The following is a 16,147-nucleotide window of genomic DNA, read 5'->3' as shown; positions in this document are numbered from 1 at the left end:
CACTCAGTCTGCCGCCAGCCGCGCCTCGAAGAGACGACGCACCCCCGGTTCGCCCCGCAACAGATCCAACGCGAACTCCGCGTGCCCCGGCACAAACCCGTTACCCACCAGCATCGTCACATCCGCCGCCAGGCCCTCCGCACCCAACGCCGCCGCCGCGAAGCTCGTCGCCATCGAGAAAAACACCACCGTGCCACCGTCCGCCGTGGCCAACACCGCACCATGCTCACAACCCGGCGCATCCACGCACACCACCGTCACATCCGCCGGCACCCCCAGCGCCGACGTCACCGCCGTCGACAGCGCCACCGGATCCCGCGCATCGGCCAGCACCACCGCATCCGCCAACCCCGCCGCGGCCAGCGCGTCCCGCTCCCCCGCCACCGGCACCACCCCGACGGTCCGCACCGCGCCCGCCCGCCGCGCCGCAGCCAGCGACAGCGACCCGCTCTTGCCCGCCCCGCCGACCACCGCGACGCTGACCGGCCGCGCGTCCCCATCCCGCGCCCGGTCGGCCACATACCGCTGCACCACCCGCCCGGTCAACGCCGGAGCCCCACACACGTCCAGCGCGGCGAGCGACAACTCCGGATGCAGATCCGCCGGCAGCACCGCCGCGATAGAGCGAGCAAACAGGATCGCATGACCATCACACGGGACCTGCTCACCGCGCCCATCCCAGCGGGCCAGCCCATCCGCGACGGCCAACGGCGTCAGCGTGAGCGACACCAGAGTCGCTACCCGGTCGCCCACCCGCAGCCCCAGCGGCGACCGTCGACCGGCCTCCTCAACCGTGCCGATCAACATGCCGCCGGAGCCGGTCACCGGGTTCTGCATCTTGCCCCGCGCAGCGATGATCTCCAGCACCTCGGCACGGATCCGCGCGCCGTCCCCGCCGTGCTTCTCCCGCAGCTGCCGGAAGCTCGCCGCGTCCAGGTTCAACCGCTCCACCCGGATCCGCACCTCGTTCGGTCCGATCGCCGGGCTCGCGTCCAGTCGCCAAGCTGCCTGCGGCAGCACCCCCGCGGGCTCCAGAACGCGGTGCAAACCCACCGGTGATATCACGACGACCTCCCTGTCCAGCCGCCTGAAGCCCCGACCACGACTCGCAAAGCGGGAAAACTTCCGGCAGAATAATTACTTCACCGGATAATTTCCAGTACCTACGGAGCCACTGATCATCCACACCACCAACCACAAGGAGGGGGCCGTGACCCAGACCCACCCCGCGGAAACCATCTCCGCAGCCCAGCCTGCACCTACCGCCCCCACCACGGGCCAACCCTACGAATACCGACGAGCCCCCCTCGTCGAACCCGACTGGACCCGCTTCCCCGGCTGGCGCCACATCAGCCGCGACCAGTGGGAGTCCGCCCAGTGGCAGCGCACCAACTGCATCAAGAACATCAAGCAACTCCGCGCCGTCCTCGGCGACCTCGTCGGCGAGACCTTCTACGCCGACCTGGAAGCCGACCAGAAGGCCCTGGCCACCATGTCCATGCTGGTGCCGCCCCAGATGCTCAACACCATGGTGCCCTTCGAGGCGATGACCACCGACGCCCTCTACGCCGACCCGATCCGGCGCTACATGGTCCCCGTCGCCTCCGACCGACGCACCGACTGGCCCTCACACCCATACGCCAGCCGCGACTCCCTACACGAACACGACATGTGGGTCGCCGAGGGCCTTACCCACCGCTACCCCACGAAGGTCCTCGCCGAACTCCTCTCCACCTGCCCGCAGTACTGTGGGCACTGCACCCGGATGGACCTGGTCGGCAACTCCACCCCCGCCATCGACAAGCTCAAACTCATCCTCAAACCCGTCGACCGCTACGACGCCCACATCACCTATCTCCGGGCCCACCCCGGCGTCCGCGACGTCGTCGTCTCCGGCGGTGACGTGGCCAACGTGCCGTGGAAGAACCTCGAGTCGTATCTGATGCGCCTGCTCGACATCGAGACCGTGCGCGACATCCGGCTCGCCACCAAGGCCCTGATGGGCCTGCCCCAGCACTGGCTCCGCGCCGATGTCGTCGAAGGCCTCGAGCGGGTCGCCCGTACCGCCGCCCGCCGGGGCGTCAACCTCGCGATCCACACCCACGTCAACCACGCCCAATCCCTCACCCCGCTGGTCGCCAAAGCCGCCCAGACCGCCCTGAACGTCGGGGTTCGAGACGTCCGCAACCAGGGCGTGCTCATGCGTGGCGTCAACGCCACCACGCCCGACCTACTAGACCTCTGCTTCGCGTTGCAGGGCGAAGCCGGCATCCTGCCGTACTACTTCTACCTGTGCGACATGATCCCCAACGCCGAGCACTGGCGGGTCCCGGTCGGGCACGCCCAACAGCTCCAACACGACATCATGGGCTACCTACCCGGCTACGCCACCCCGCGAATCGTCTGCGATGTTCCCTTCGTCGGCAAGCGCTGGGTGCACATGCTCACCGAGTACGACCAGGAGCGGGGCATCTCATACTGGACCAAGAACTACCGCACCTCCATCGAGTCCGCCGACCTGGAGGCGCTCAACAAGCGCTACGCGTACTACGACCCGATCGACACCCTGCCCGAAACCGGTCAGGCCTGGTGGGCGGCCCACCGCGACGACTGAACCACTCGCTCCACCGCCCGTGACCGCCACTCGTGGGCGGCACCGCATGTCGACAATCCGGCCGTAACCAACGCCAGCCGGAACGACGACGGGCCCGCAAGCACCTGCTTGCGGGCCCGTCGTCGTCAAGCGGTCACGTCACCGCGCCCCAGTTCGATCCAACTCACGATCCGACTGCTCAGCCCGCTCCTCCCTAGCCTGGCGAGCACGGGCGTCGTCCCGCTGCCGGACCCCTTCGACCCGCAGCCGCTCGTCGCCGCAGACATCGCCCACCCGTTCCTTGGTGGCGCCGGTCAGCTCGTCCACCATGTTCTTCGTCCTGGTGGCGAAGCTCATCTCCGCTCTCCCCTCGTGGCGTTTTCGGCCATCGACATCGGTTTCCCATGGTGGTGGTAACTATTCGTCTGGGTTGGTGTGCCGGGACACGTCGCGTAGTGCATCCTAGGATGCTAGCCAGGAAAAGTGGCGACTCCAGTGGTTGACTGAAGGCGTGGGTGAGCTCCTCCTGATCAGACACGGTGAGACCACGTGGAGCGCCCGTCGGCGACACACCTCGTACACCGACCTCGCGTTGACCCCCGACGGCGAACGGCAAGCCCGCGCGCTCGGGCCGATGCTCACCGGCCGGCGCTTCGCCACAGTCCTGACCAGCCCGTGTGCCCGCGCGGTGCGCACCGCGCGGCTCGCCGGCCTCACCCCGACCGGGACGGACAACGACCTGGTCGAGTGGAACTACGGCGACATCGAGGGCCGCACGACCGCCGAGGTCCACGAAGAAGACCCCGATTGGAACCTCTGGACTGACGGCTGCCCCGGCGGCGAATCTCCCGACGAGGTCGGTGCGCGGCTCGACCGACTCCTCAACCGACTGGGTAGTGTCCTCGAGCACGGAACCGTCGCCGTGGTTGGACACGCCCACAGCCTCCGGGTACTCACCGCCCGATGGCTCGGCCTGGCACCCTCCGCCGGGGCGCTGTTCCGGCTGGAGACCGCGACCGTCAGCGTGCTCGGCCACGAACACCGCCGGCCGGTCATCCTTCGGTGGAACCAGCCGGCTCCCCCGGCCCCCGCGGCCGCAACCGCCCAGACACCCCGGCACTGAGCTTCGGTGGCCGGCCCTCGTACGGCGTTGACAGCACCACCGTGGTCCGCGTGGTCACACTCGCCGCCATCCGGATCTCCTGTAGCACCCGCTCCAGATCGGTCGGCCCGGCCACCCGCAGCAACAGCAGGTAGAAATCCTCCCCCGCGACCGAGTAACACGAGTCGATCTCCGGTAGGTGAGCCAGCCGCTCCGGCGCATCATCCGGCTGCGAGGGATCAAACGGACGAATCGCCACAAATGCCGTCAGCGGAAGATCCAGCGCCTCGAAGGAAACCCGGGCCGCGTACCCGCCGATGACCCCGCGCTGCTCCAGCCGGCGGACCCGCTGATGCACCGCAGAGACCGACAACCCCACCCGCTCCGCGAGGTCGGTATATGACAGCCGGCCATCCACGGCCAGCTCCGCGACGATAGCCCGGTCGATCTCCTCCACGGCGAGCAACCTACCGGTAAAGGGCCCGTCACGCGACGCTGGGTCGCCGGAACGGCGTCGCGGCCGCGGACCCGGGCCCGCCCCCCCGTCAGCCCTTCGCCAACGCTCGGGAGATCACCAGACGCTGGATCTGGTTGGTCCCCTCAACGATCTGAAGCACCTTCGCTTCGCGCATGTACCGCTCCACCGGGTGATCAGCGACGTAGCCTGCGCCGCCCAGCACCTGTACCGCGTCGGTGGTCACCCGCATCGCCACATCGGTGGCGAACAGCTTCGCCTTAGCCGCCTCGATCGAGTACGGCCGGCCGGCGTCGCGCAGCCGCGCCGCCGCCAACATCAGCGCCCGAGCCGCCGAGATCTGGGTGGCGGCGTCGGCGAGCAGGAATCCCAGCCCCTGGAAGTCGACGATCGCCCGGCCGAACTGCTGCCGCTCCCGGGCATAGCCGACCGCGTAGTCCAGCGCCGCCTGGGCCAGGCCAACCGCGCAGGCCGCGATCCCCAGTCGGCCCGAGTCCAGCGCGGACATCGCGATGCCGAAGCCCTTGCCCTCCCCGCCGATCAGCCGCTCCGCCGGCACCCGCGTCCCATCGAAGACGACCTGCGCCACCGGGGAAGCGTGCAGCCCCATCGTGCGCTCCGGCAGCTGCGGCTCGATCCCGGGCAGGTTCCGGTCCGCGAGCAGGCAGGAGATGCCCGATGCCCCGGCACCGCCGGTACGGCAGAAGATGTTGTAGAAGTCCGCCACGTGGGCGTGCGTGATCCACGCCTTCGTTCCGGAGACGACGTACTCCTCGCCGTCGAGGACGGCCCGGGTGGTCAGACTGGCGGCATCCGAACCACCCTGCGGCTCGGAGAGGCAGTACGCGCCCAGCAGTTCCCCACCGACCAGCTCGGGCAACAGCTTCCGCTGCTGCGCCGTGCCGTACTCGGCGAGCGGGAAGCAGGACAGGGTGTGGACGCTGATCGCCTCGGCGACCGCGAGCCAGCGGCTGGCCAGGATCTCCAACACCTGCAGGTACACCTCGTACGGCTGGGCGGCGCCCCCGTACTCCTCCGGGTACGGCAGGCCGAGCAGGCCCGACCGGCCCAGGGTACGCAGCACCTCCCGGGGGAAGTCGGCACGCTCCTCGTGGTCGGCGGCCTTCGGCGCGAGTTCCCGGTCGGCGAGTTCGGTGGCCAGGTCCAGCAGGTCGTGGGCCTCGTCGGTGGGGAGGATCCGGTCGACAGTCATGGGTTGATGAGCTCCGTGGGGGTGGGGTTGAGCCGTCGCACCCACCAGCTTAACGGTCGTTCGGCTCGCCCCACCGCCGCGGCACCGGAACGCCCGGCGGGCCCGGTCGGCGATCCCCACTGCCAGCATCCACGCCGATGTCGGTGCGGTGTGTCAGGCTTTCGGGCATGCCAGCCCCGCTCATGCTCGTGGACGCGCCCAGCCTCTACTTCCGGGCATACTTCGGCATTCCGGAGTCCGCCGCTGTCGGGCCCGACGGCCAACCGGTCAACGCGGTCCGCGGCTTCCTCGACATGTTGGCGAGCCTGGTCCGCACCCGTCGGCCCGGCCGGATGGTGTGCGCGATGGACCACGACTGGCGACCCCAGTGGCGGGTGGCCCTCCTGCCCTCGTACAAGGCCCACCGGGTGGCGCCGGAGGGGGGTGAGGTGGTTCCCGACACGCTGAGTCCACAGGTCCCGGTGATCCTCGACGTGCTCGACGCGCTCGGCATCACCAGCGTCGGCGCCGCCGGCTACGAGGCCGACGACGTGCTCGGCACCCTCTCGGTCACCCAGCCGGGCCCCGTCGAGGTGGTTAGTGGTGACCGCGACCTGTTTCAGCTGGTCGATGACGTCCGCCGGGTACGGCTGCTCTACATCGGGCGGGGGGTGGCGAAGCTGGCAGACTGCGACGACGCTGCGGTCCAGGCCCGATACGGAGTGCCCGCCGCCCGCTACGCCGACTTCGCCGCGCTGCGCGGTGACCCCAGCGACGGCCTGCCGGGGGTTCCCGGCGTCGGCGAGAAGACCGCGGCCCGGCTCGTTGACCGACACGGCGACATCGCCGGTGTGCTCGCCGCCCTGGACGATCCGGACGCCGGTTTCGCGCCCGGGCTACGGGCGAAGCTCACCGCCGCGCGGGAGTACCTGGCCGTCGCCCCGGCGGTGGTCCGGGTCGCCCTCGATGTGCCGCTACCCGCCCTGCCCACCGACCTGCCCGCCGCACCAGCGGACCCCGATCGGCTGCTCGACCTCGCCGAGCGGTGGAACCTCGCCGGCGCCGTCCGGCGCCTGGTGGACGCCCTGGCCACCCGGGTCGACTGACCGCCCGACCGCCGCCCAGCGGCGCCGCACGCGGTGCTGGCGACGCCGCTGGGCGGACGAGACGTACGTCGTCAGGCGGTGGCCTGGTAGGAGAGCACCCCGCGATTCACGGCGACGATGGCCTGCCGCGCGGTGCTGCGCAGTTCGGCCGAGGCACCGCCGGAATCGGCCAACTGGCCGAGCAGGTCCACCACCTGCCGAGCCCAACGGACGAAGTCACCGGCCGGCATCTCGCCGTCGATGTGGCCGCTGACGAGGACCTTCGCGAGTGGCTCCCCGCGGGCCCAGCGGTAGACGGGCCAGGCAAAGCCGAGATCCGGCTCCCGGGTCACGGTCAGCCCCTGCGCCGCCTCGTCGGCCTCGATCTCCCCCCACAGCTTCAACGTCTCGTCAACCGCCGTCGCCACCGCACCCCGCGGCAGCGACGCGCGCTCGTCGACGTCCCGGCGGGCCTCGAAGACCACCACCGACACCGCCGCCGCCAACTCGGCCGGGCTGAGCCCATTCCACACGCCACGACGCAGGCACTCGGCGACCAGCAGGTCCGCCTCCGTCCAGATCCGGCTCAACATCCGACCGGCGTCGGTGACGCCCCCGTCGGCGGCCAGGTAGCCGCGGGCTGTCAACAGCGCCACGATCCGGTCGAAGGTGCGGGCCAGGGAACCGGTCCGGCCAGTCACCCGCTGCCGCAGCTCCTCGGTGTCCTTCTCCAGCCGGCGGCGGCGCTCCGCCCAGCGGGCATGCTCCTCCCGTTGCGGGCAGGCGTGGCACGGGTGACGGCGCAGCTCGGCGCGGAGCTGCACGAGCCGATCGTCCTCCCCACCACCGCGCCGCGACCGGCCTCCCCGCCGGCTGCCGTGCCGGTTCAGCCCGGTGCCGCTGACCGCGGCGGCCAGGTCCCGGCGCGCGGCCGGGGAGCGGTGGTTGAAGTGTTTGGGCACCCGAATCCGGGTGAGCACCTCCGCCGGAGTGGTGAAGTCACCCGGTCCCACCCGGCCCGCCCAGCGGTCCTGGGTCAGCACCAAGGGACGGGGCTCTCCGAAGCCGGCGGCCGCCGGGTCCAGCACCACCGCAAGGCCGGCTCGCCGGCCGGACGGCACCCGGATCACGTCGCCGACCCGCAGCCGCTCCAGCGAGACGATCGCCGCTGCCTTTCGCTGGCTCTGCCCCTGCCGGGCCAGCTCCCGCTCCCGGTCGGCGATCGCTACCCGGATCCCGAAGTAGGCGTCGAAGTCACCGTGCTGGCAGGCCGCCTCCACGCCGTACGCCTGGACGGTCTCGGTGTTGCGCTGGACCTGCCGCGCCAGCCCGACCACCGACCGGTCCGCCTGGAACTGCGCGAACGAGGATTCCAGCAACGCCCGGGCCGGCTCCGCGCCCACGCTGCCGACCAGGTTGACGGCCATGTTGTACGACGGCCGGAAGCTCGACCGCAGGGGGTACGTACGGGTGGATGCCAGGCCGGCCACGTGCCGCGGGTCGGTCTCCGGGGACCAGACCACCACGGCGTGCCCCTCCACGTCGATACCGCGTCGGCCAGCTCGGCCGGTGAGCTGCGTGTACTCGCCGGGCGTCAGGTCCACGTGCGCCTCGCCGTTGTACTTGACCAGGCGTTCCAACACCACGCAGCGGGCCGGCATGTTGATGCCCAGCGCGAGGGTCTCGGTGGCGAACACCGCCTTCACCAGCCCGCGGACGAACAGCTCCTCGACGACCTCCTTGAACGCCGGCAGCATGCCGGCGTGGTGTGCGGCGAGGCCCCGCTCCAACCCGTCCAGCCAGTCCCAGTAGCCGAGCACCGACAGGTCCTCGCCAGGGATCGTGGTGATCCGGCTCTCCACCACCCGACGGATCTCGGCCCGCTCCTCCGGACCGGTCAGCCGCAGCCCGGCGGCGAGACACTGCTGCACCGCCGCGTCGCAGCCGGCGCGGCTGAAGATGAACAGGATCGCCGGCAGCAACCCCTCCCGGTCGAGCCGGTCAACGATGTCCGGGCGCATCGGCCCCCGCCAGCGCGGCCCACGCCGACCTCCGGGGCCGCCACCGCGCCCCTCCCCCAGCTCAAGGCGGCGCAGCGTATCCCGGGTGTAGCGCAGCAACTCCGGATGCACATCGTGCTTACGCGCGGCGTCGGCGTCGTGGAACAGGTCAAACATCCGCCGGCCCACCAGCATGTGTTGCCACAACGGCACCGGCCGGTGCTCGCTGACCACCACCTCGGTCTCCCCCCGCACGGTGATCAGCCAGTCGGCGAACTCCTCCGCGTTGGACACCGTCGCCGACAGCGACACCAGCGTGACCGAGGCGGGCAGGTGGATGATCACCTCCTCCCACACACCACCGCGGAACCGGTCGGCGAGGTAGTGCACCTCGTCCATCACCACGTACGCCAGCCCCTGCAGCGTCGCCGAGCCGGCGTAGAGCATGTTGCGCAGTACCTCGGTGGTCATCACCACCACCGGCGCATCACCGTTGATGGCGTTGTCACCGGTGAGTAGCCCGACCTGGTCGGCGCCGTGCCGGTCAACGAGATCGTGGTACTTCTGGTTTGACAACGCCTTGATCGGGGTGGTGTAGAAGCACTTGCGGCGCCCCGCGTCGGCCGAGGTCCCACCCCGCAGCGCCAGGTGAACGGCGAACTCACCGACGACCGTCTTGCCGGCGCCGGTGGGGGCGCAGACCAGGACCCCGCTGCCGCGCTCCAACGCCTGGCACGCCTCCCGCTGGAAATCGTCGAGGTCGACGCCGAGGTCGAGGGCGAACTCGTCCAACGCCGGGGACAGGTGGGCCTGTGCGGCCCGGCGGCGTGCCGCGGCGTACCGCTCGGCGGGGCTCGACATGGGACCAAGATTAGTGCGTACCGCGCCGGCACGCCCCACGAGGCCGTCCCTGCCGCAGCCGCCCGGGGCGGTCGGTAGGGTGCACGGCGTGCCGGACAGTACCGAACCCGCCCAGACAACCGCCCCGGGCCACGCCGCTACCCCGACGGCATCCCGCCGGCCCGTGGAAGCGGTGCTCTTCGACTTCCACGGCACGCTCGCGCAGGTGGAGGAGGCCACCGCCTGGGTGACCGCGGCGGCCGCCGCCTGTGGAACCACGCTGGACCGGATCCGCGCCACCGCCCTCGCCGACCGGCTGCTCACCGCCGGACGGGCCGGGGGGCCGCTGCCCCAACGGGTTCCGCCCGCGCTGGCCGAACTCTGGGCCGACCGGGACCTGTACCCACATGCGCATCGCGGCGCGTACACCGGACTCGCGGCGACGATCGACGCCGGGATCGATGGACTCGCCGACGCGCTCTACGAGCGGTTGCTGGTGCCCGAGGGGTGGGTGCCCTACCCGGATACCGCCCCCACCCTGGCCGCGCTGCGTACCGCCGGGGTGCGGGTGGGCGTGGTCAGCAACATCGGCTTCGACATCCGGCCGCTCTTCGCCGCCTGGGGGCTCACCGACCTGGTGGACGGGTACGTGCTGTCGTACGAGGTGGGGCGCTGCAAGCCCGATCCGGGCATCTTCCTGCGCGCCTGCGCGACGCTGGCCGTTGACCCGGAACGTGTGCTCATGGTCGGGGACACCCCCGCCGACGCGGGCGCGGTGGCGGCCGGCTGCGCGGTGTTGGTGCTCCCGCCCAATGAGGCTGGCCGGCCGAACGGGCTCGGCGCGGTGCTGGACCTGGCCGTACCGGGCTGACCGGGCGCGGCGCTGGCCCTGGCCGTGCTGACCGGCGTTAGCGCAGCAGTCGCACCGCCGCCGGGGCCGCGGTGATCGTCACCGGCAGCTCGGCAACCGGCTCCCCATCGGCGTAACCGGTGATGCCCGCGGCGGCCACCTCCACCGTCCGCGCCCGGAAGCTGCGTACCAGCGGGTGGTCAACATGCGTCCCCGGATAGATGTGGCGTTTTATCCGCAGCAGCGTACGCCGGTTGAACCGCCCGCCGACCACGACGTCGAGCAGCCCATCGGTTGGGTCGGCGGCGGGGCAGATCCGCATCCCACCGCCGTAGCGGGCGCAGTTGCCGACCGCCACCAGGACGGCGTCCAGCTCGTGGGTCACCCCATCCAGGCGCAACGTGTAGCGGCGGGGCCGCAGCCGGGCCAGCTCCACCAGAATCGCCAGGTCGTAGCGGCGCGGGCCACGGGGCCACCGCAACCGGTTGGCCCGCTCGTTGATGATCGCGTCGATGCCAGCGGCGAGCACCGCCCCGTACCACCGCTGGGTGCCGTCGGCCGCGGTGGTACGGGCCAGGTCGATCGGATGGGAGCGGCCGTGCCACAACGCGGCGGCGATCACGTCGGCCGCGGCGAGGGGGTCGGCCGGGAAGCCGGTGTCACCGGCGAAGTCGTTCCCCGTCCCCGCCGGCACCACCGCGAATGGCACTGGAGTGTCCGCCACCGCCTGTAGCGCCAGGTGCGCGGTGCCGTCACCACCGACCGCGACCAGCGCCGCCGCGCCGTCGGCCACCGCCGCGCGACAGGCCGCCTCGGCCTGCGCCGGAGTCCCCGCCGCAAGCACCCGCACCGGATGACCGCCGGCCGCCAGTCGGTGCACCACAGTGGGCAGCAGCGCGCGGTGGCGCCCCCGGCCGGCGCTCGGGTTGGCCAGGACGGCGACCGGACGACCGGTACCGGCAAAATCGACTGCGGTCACGGCGTGCACCGTACCGGGACGAGACGGGGGGCGCACCCCCACCCGACCCGCCGGGCAGGGGCACCAGCGTCAGGTCATGTCGTCGTAGCGGCGCTCGACCGGCGCGGGCTTGGCGACCGGCTCCGGTTCCGCGATCGACTCCGGCGCCCCCACCGGGTCGCTCGCCTCGATCGGGTCACTCCCCTCCGCCAGCGGCGACGCCTCGTCGTCGGCGAGGCCGGTGTAGATCTCCTTACCGCGGCCCCGACGCTTGTCGTTGAGGAACGCGACACCGACGGCCGCGAAGTAGAGGGCACACAGGCACAGCGCCAGCGCGGTCATACCGAACGGGTCGGGCGTCGGCGTGACCACCGCCGCGAAGGCGAAGAACACGAACACCGCCACCCGCCACCAGCCCAGCAACCGCTTCGCGCTGGCAACGCCGACGAAGTTGAGCATCAACACGATCAGCGGGAACTCGAACGCCACCCCGAACAGCAGGATCAGGTTGGTGACGAACGAGATGTACCGGGTGATATCGAGAGTGGTGTTGATCTCGGGGCCAGAGACCTGCAGCAGGAACTCCAGGCCCTTGGAGGTCACGAAGTACGCCAGCACCGCGCCGGCGGCGAACAGCGGCGCGGCGAGTGCGGTAAAGACGTAGGCGTAGCGCCGCTCGTGCTTGTGCAGGCCGGGGGCGATGAAGGCCCACAGCTGGTACAGCCACACCGGCGCGGCGAGGATCAGCCCCACCCACAGACCGATCTTGAGGTTGAGCAGGAACAGGTCAGCAGGACCGAGCTGCACGAAGTCGCAGGCGCCGTCGGTGGTCTGCGCCTGGGGAAGCTCGCAGTAGGGCCGCTGCAAGATGCCGCGCACCGGCCCGGCGAGCCAGAGGCCGATACCGAAGCCGATCAGGATCGCCAGCGACGCCTTGAACAGCCGGTTACGTAGCTCGCGGACGTGCTCGACCAGGGTCATCGAGCCTTCCGAGGCCCGCTGGAAGCTACTCGGTCCGCGTTTACGCAGGGCGAAGGCCACGGTGGTCGGGCCCCTCGATCAGTTGTCGCGGGTGCGCTGCACCGGGTCCACGACCGGCTGCTGCTGCGGCGGGGCCGGGTAGGACGGCTGCTGGGGGTACGGCTGCCCCTGCTGCACCTGCGGCGGCAGCGGCTGGTGACCAGCCTGGGCGTCGGCCTTCCCGGCCAGGTCACGGTCGTCGTCGTGCAGGCTCTTCGTCTCGGCCTTGATGATCCGCAGCGAACGGCCCAGCGAGCGGGCCGCGTCGGGGAGCCGCTTCGCGCCGAAGAGCAAAATCAGCACGACCACGAGTACGGCGATGTGCCACGGCCTTAGGGCACCCATGGGAAGCTCCGGTCTCTCGGTGTCGGGCAGGTGGTGTCGCAGCCATCGTACGTGCGTCCGGCGGCGTTGCCACCCGCTGGGCACTACGGGACGATGCCGCCTGGGTGAAGTCTAGGCCAACCGGGGATGTCCCCGGCAGGCCGCTTCGTCCGAATTGGGACGCCCGGGGGCGATTGCTACCCGCCGCGGCGGGGCCGCACCGCGGCGATCTGCTGCTGGGCGGTCGCCAGCTGTTGCTGCAACCCTTCGGCCCGCGCCTGCAGCGCCACCGCGGTGGTCTGGAGCGCCGCGGCCTCATCCGCGTGCCGTTGCAACGCCACCGCCGCCCGCCGCAGCCGACGCAGCCGGGTCAGCACCGGCCGCACAGCCAGCCCGAACAACACGAACGGGAGCACCACCAGCGCGACCACGATCCACCCCACCACGGCGGTCAGCCTACTGGCCCCGCGTTGCCGCTGCCGGGCCCGCCCGCCACGCCCGCCAGCGGCGTGGCGTACGCCTCAAGGGCCGCGGTCGCCGCGGCCTGCACCTGCGCGGCGAGCTCCGCCGGCGCCACGACGGTGACCTCCGGGCCCAGGCCCAACACGAAGCGGCGGGCCCAGCCCAGGTCGGTAACCCGGAGCGAGACCAACCACTCGCCATCGCCTGGTTCGACCCGCTCACACGGGTAGTACTCGGTGATCCACCGTTCGCTCCGACCGATGCGCAGGGTGACCAGTGGCAGATCGGTCGTGGGCCGGAACGCACCGCCGGTGAGGTCGTGCGGCACCGCCTGCGCCGGCACCCGCGCCGGCTCGGCCAACCGGGTCACCGCGTCGATCCGGTCGACCCGGAACATCCGCATCCCCTCCGCCCGGCGGCACCAGGCCTCCACGTACGCCCGGCCGCCGATGACGAGCATTCGCAGGGGGTCAACGGTCCGCTCGATCGTCTCGTCCCGGGCCACCGAGTAGTAGGTGATCCGCAACGCCCGGCCGCTCTCCACCGCCGCCCGCAGCTCCGCCACCCGATGGTTGTCCGCCGGCAGCCGCACCGCGACCGGCGTACCCCACCGGTCACCCGCGGCATTTTCAATCTTGACCAGGGCCCGCTCCACCGCTTCCCGGTTGGCCACTCCCGGCGTCTCCGCCAGCATGCGCAGCGCCACGACCAGCGCGAGGGCCTCGTCGGGAGTGAGTCGCAGCGGCCGATCGATGCCGGCGTCGTAGGTGATCGTCACGCGGTCGCCGTCAAAGGCCATGTCGATCAGATCCCCCGGGCCGTAGCCCGGCAGCCCGCACACCCAGAGCAGCTCCAGATCCTCCCGCAGCTGCCGCTCGGTCACCCCCAGGTCACCCGCCGCCTCGGCGATCTCGATACCAGGCCGGGCCAACAGGAAGGGGACCAGGTTGAGCAGCCGGGCCAACCGGTCCGCGGAGGTACGGGACCCGGGCCGCACAGCACGCGTCACCGGGCACCCCCGGTACCGAGGTCATGACGGGCGACGGTCTCCTTGAGTCGCTGGATGACCGCCTCCCGTACCTCCGGCGGGTCGAGCACCCGCACGTCCGGGCCGTATCCGACGAGCTGACCGGCGAGCGCCTCCGGATCCGCGTACGGCAGAACGAGTTGGTCCCCGGTGGAGCCGCAGGTCGTCTCCACCGCCCACCGGCGCAGCCCGGCAGCCCGGTTGGGCGCGACGAGCACCCGGGCACGGCCGGCGGGCTCCACCGGACCGGACGCGCGAGCGACATAGCTGATCAGGTCCACCTCGGCCGGCGGCTCGTACGCCCCCGACGGGCCCACCGTCCGAACCGCCCCCACCACCCGGGAGAGGCGGAAGCAGCGGGCCGCGGCCCGATCCAGGTCGTGCCCGACCACATACCACCGGCCCCGCCAGCAGACCACCCCCCACGGCTGCAGTCGGCGGGCAGAGGGCGCGTCCCGGTCCGGGACCCGGTAGTCGAAGGCCACCTCGCGGCGGTCCCGGGCCGCGGCGGTCAGCGGCGCAAAGGCCGGATCGACGGTCACCATCGGCTCCAGCCCGAGCGTGGCCTGTGGGTCCACGTCAACGCCGGCCGCGCGCAGCTTCGCCAACCCGGACGACGCGGCGGCGGCCAGACCCGCGTGCTGCCACAGCCGGGCGGCGATGCCAACCGCCGCGGCCTCGTCCGGCTCGAGCGGGATCTCGGGAAGCGCATACTGCCGGCGGGCGATTCGATAGCCCGGCTCGACGTCGAAGGCGCTGGCCGTCCCGGTCTCCAGCGGGACGCCGAGCTCGCGCAGCTCGGCCTTGTCCCGCTCAAACTTACGTTGGAACGCCTCGTGGTCCCGCACGTCGTGCGGATCATGCTCGTAGCCGGGCACGGTCGCGGCGATCTGCACGGCGGTCAGGAACCGTCGCGTGGACAGGAGACAGATCACCAGGTTGACCAGGCGTTCGGTACGGGTCCGCGACACGGTACGACGCTAGCAGCCGACGCTACGAACACATGTACCTCTCCCGCCGCGCGTCTCGGTCCGGTCTTTCACCGGGACTCGGTCCGGCCGGACCCGGCGCCGCTCATCAGCACCCCGGACGCCGGCCCCAACCGACTCGACCGCTAGCGTCGCGCGCATGGTGCGATGGCGGTCGGGAACGGTAACAGCGGTCCGGCGGGAGTGGAGCGGCGCGGTCGAGTTGGCCGTCACGCTCGCCGACGACTCGACGATGCGCGCGCTCGCCTACCCCGAGTTGGTGGGTCACCCACGCGTCGGCGACCGGGTACTGCTCAACGTCGGCGCCCTGCTGATGGGCCTCGGCACCGGCGGCTACGCCCTGGTCGTGGCCCTGCCGGACCGGCTGCCACCGGATCCGCCCGCACCGGCGGACGATCGGGCCGGAGGCCACCTGGTCAAAGCCCGCTACACCCCGTTGCAGCCGATCCTGCTCGGCGTTGACGAGGAGGCGTCCCCGCACCGGGCGGCCCTGGCCGACGCCGACGACCTGGACGGCCTGCCCGTGGTCACCGCCGACCTGCACTCCGCGCTCCCGGCGGTACTCGCCGGGATCCGCGCTGACGCACCCGACGCACGGGTGGCGTACCTGCTCACCGATGGGGGCGCGCTGCCCGCCTGGTTCTCCCGCACCCTCGCCGGGCTCCACGGACACCTCGCCGGCACGATCAGCGTGGGGCAGGCGTTCGGCGGCGACCTGGAGGCGAGCACCCTGCACTCCGGCCTGCTCGCCGCACGGCACGTGCTCCACGCCGACCTGGCTGTCGTCGCCCAGGGGCCCGGCAACCTCGGTACCGGCACCCGCTGGGGCTTCTCCGGGGTGGCGGTCGGCGAGGCGGTCAACGCGATCGCCGCCCTGGGCGGGCGGCCGGTCGGGTCCCTACGCATCTCTGCCGCGGACCCCCGCCCCCGACACCACGGCGTCTCCCACCACAGCCTGACCGCGTACGGCCGGGTAGCCCTGGCCCCCGCCGAGTTGGTCGTCCCGGACCACCTCGACCCGGCGCTGGCCACCGCGGTTGAGACGGCGTTGGCCCCACTCACCGCCCGGCACCAGGTGCGCCGGGTGCCGGTAACCGGCCTCGACGCCGCACTGCGGGCCAGCCCGGTGCCGCTGTCAACGATGGGTCGCGGTCTGGATGCGGACCACGCCTACTTCCTCGCCGCCGCGGCGGCGGGGCGGCACGCCGCGCGGCTCGCCCGCTGACCGCC

At 71.8% G+C, this 16,147-nt stretch carries 16 protein-coding genes; 5 read left to right on the top strand and 11 right to left on the bottom strand.

Features of this window, described 5'->3' with window-relative positions; translation table 11 throughout:
* Positions 1-3 precede the first annotated feature (3 nt).
* Positions 4-1,062 carry an L-erythro-3,5-diaminohexanoate dehydrogenase gene (gene kdd, locus AC1UKG_RS15115; RefSeq protein WP_026271175.1) on the bottom strand — a complete coding sequence of 353 codons (1,059 nt, stop codon included), beginning with the start codon at positions 1,060-1,062 and terminating at the stop codon, positions 4-6.
* Between the two features lie 148 nt (positions 1,063-1,210).
* Between kdd and AC1UKG_RS15110 the strand changes: the two genes are divergently transcribed.
* On the top strand, positions 1,211-2,614 hold the full coding sequence (locus tag AC1UKG_RS15110) for a KamA family radical SAM protein (protein ID WP_482642526.1): 1,404 nt from the start codon (positions 1,211-1,213) through the stop codon (positions 2,612-2,614).
* Between the two features lie 138 nt (positions 2,615-2,752).
* Here the strand turns inward: AC1UKG_RS15110 and AC1UKG_RS15105 are convergent, their stop codons facing one another.
* Entirely contained in the window at positions 2,753-2,950 is a 198-nt protein-coding gene (locus tag AC1UKG_RS15105) for a CsbD family protein (protein WP_018742539.1), read from the bottom strand.
* 154 nt (positions 2,951-3,104) lie between these two features.
* On the opposite strand from AC1UKG_RS15105, the gene AC1UKG_RS15100 reads away from it, so the two are divergent.
* Entirely contained in the window at positions 3,105-3,716 is a 612-nt protein-coding gene (locus tag AC1UKG_RS15100) for a histidine phosphatase family protein (protein ID WP_018742540.1), read from the top strand.
* On the opposite strand, the gene AC1UKG_RS15095 is transcribed toward AC1UKG_RS15100, so the two are convergent.
* On the bottom strand, positions 3,646-4,152 hold the full coding sequence (locus AC1UKG_RS15095; RefSeq protein ID WP_018742541.1) for an Lrp/AsnC family transcriptional regulator: 507 nt from the start codon (positions 4,150-4,152) through the stop codon (positions 3,646-3,648). The genes AC1UKG_RS15100 and AC1UKG_RS15095 overlap by 71 nt on opposite strands.
* Before the next feature lie 88 nt (positions 4,153-4,240).
* The gene (locus AC1UKG_RS15090) at positions 4,241-5,383 is read right to left on the bottom strand and encodes an acyl-CoA dehydrogenase family protein (protein WP_018742542.1); all 1,143 of its coding nucleotides are present in this window, start codon (positions 5,381-5,383) and stop codon (positions 4,241-4,243) included.
* A gap of 167 nt (positions 5,384-5,550) precedes the next feature.
* Between AC1UKG_RS15090 and AC1UKG_RS15085 the strand changes: the two genes are divergently transcribed.
* Positions 5,551-6,468, top strand: coding sequence for a 5'-3' exonuclease (locus AC1UKG_RS15085; RefSeq protein WP_018742543.1), 918 nt, complete (start codon positions 5,551-5,553; stop codon positions 6,466-6,468).
* A gap of 71 nt (positions 6,469-6,539) precedes the next feature.
* Here AC1UKG_RS15085 and AC1UKG_RS15080 read toward each other — a convergent pair whose 3' ends face one another.
* Entirely contained in the window at positions 6,540-9,308 is a 2,769-nt protein-coding gene (locus tag AC1UKG_RS15080) for a DEAD/DEAH box helicase (protein WP_018742544.1), read from the bottom strand.
* Positions 9,309-9,396: 88 nt separating this feature from the next.
* Here AC1UKG_RS15080 and AC1UKG_RS15075 point away from each other — a divergent pair, with 88 nt between their 5' ends.
* Positions 9,397-10,158, top strand: a complete 762-nt coding sequence (locus AC1UKG_RS15075) for an HAD-IA family hydrolase (protein WP_026271174.1) — start codon at positions 9,397-9,399, stop codon at positions 10,156-10,158.
* 37 nt (positions 10,159-10,195) lie between these two features.
* Here the strand turns inward: AC1UKG_RS15075 and AC1UKG_RS15070 are convergent, their stop codons facing one another.
* From AC1UKG_RS15070 to AC1UKG_RS15045, 6 genes are all read right to left on the bottom strand, one after another.
* The gene (locus AC1UKG_RS15070; RefSeq protein ID WP_018813513.1) at positions 10,196-11,116 is read right to left on the bottom strand and encodes a diacylglycerol kinase family protein; all 921 of its coding nucleotides are present in this window, start codon (positions 11,114-11,116) and stop codon (positions 10,196-10,198) included.
* 69 nt (positions 11,117-11,185) lie between these two features.
* Positions 11,186-12,136 (bottom strand): twin-arginine translocase subunit TatC, encoded by a 951-nt coding sequence (tatC, locus tag AC1UKG_RS15065; RefSeq protein ID WP_018742547.1) that lies wholly within the window; start codon positions 12,134-12,136, stop codon positions 11,186-11,188.
* An 18-nt stretch (positions 12,137-12,154) separates the two neighbouring features.
* Positions 12,155-12,460 carry a Sec-independent protein translocase subunit TatA gene (gene tatA, locus AC1UKG_RS15060; protein WP_018742548.1) on the bottom strand — a complete coding sequence of 102 codons (306 nt, stop codon included), beginning with the start codon at positions 12,458-12,460 and terminating at the stop codon, positions 12,155-12,157.
* 176 nt (positions 12,461-12,636) lie between these two features.
* A complete protein-coding gene (locus AC1UKG_RS15055) occupies positions 12,637-12,885 on the bottom strand; it encodes a hypothetical protein (RefSeq protein ID WP_018742549.1) in 249 nt (82 codons plus the stop codon).
* 5 nt (positions 12,886-12,890) lie between these two features.
* On the bottom strand, positions 12,891-13,910 hold the full coding sequence (locus AC1UKG_RS15050; RefSeq protein WP_026271173.1) for a WYL domain-containing protein: 1,020 nt from the start codon (positions 13,908-13,910) through the stop codon (positions 12,891-12,893).
* The gene (locus AC1UKG_RS15045) at positions 13,907-14,899 is read right to left on the bottom strand and encodes a WYL domain-containing protein (RefSeq protein WP_018742551.1); all 993 of its coding nucleotides are present in this window, start codon (positions 14,897-14,899) and stop codon (positions 13,907-13,909) included. The genes AC1UKG_RS15050 and AC1UKG_RS15045 overlap by 4 nt, the downstream gene beginning before the upstream one ends.
* A 157-nt stretch (positions 14,900-15,056) precedes the next feature.
* Here AC1UKG_RS15045 and AC1UKG_RS15040 point away from each other — a divergent pair, with 157 nt between their 5' ends.
* Positions 15,057-16,142 carry a DUF3866 family protein gene (locus AC1UKG_RS15040; protein ID WP_018742553.1) on the top strand — a complete coding sequence of 362 codons (1,086 nt, stop codon included), beginning with the start codon at positions 15,057-15,059 and terminating at the stop codon, positions 16,140-16,142.
* Positions 16,143-16,147: the final 5 nt, after the last annotated feature.

The sequence above is a fragment of the Salinispora sp. CH2A1_6 genome (genome assembly GCF_056820975.1).
The sequence above is the reverse complement of the archived record's forward strand: the minus strand, read 5'-3'. Positions and strand labels throughout refer to the sequence as shown.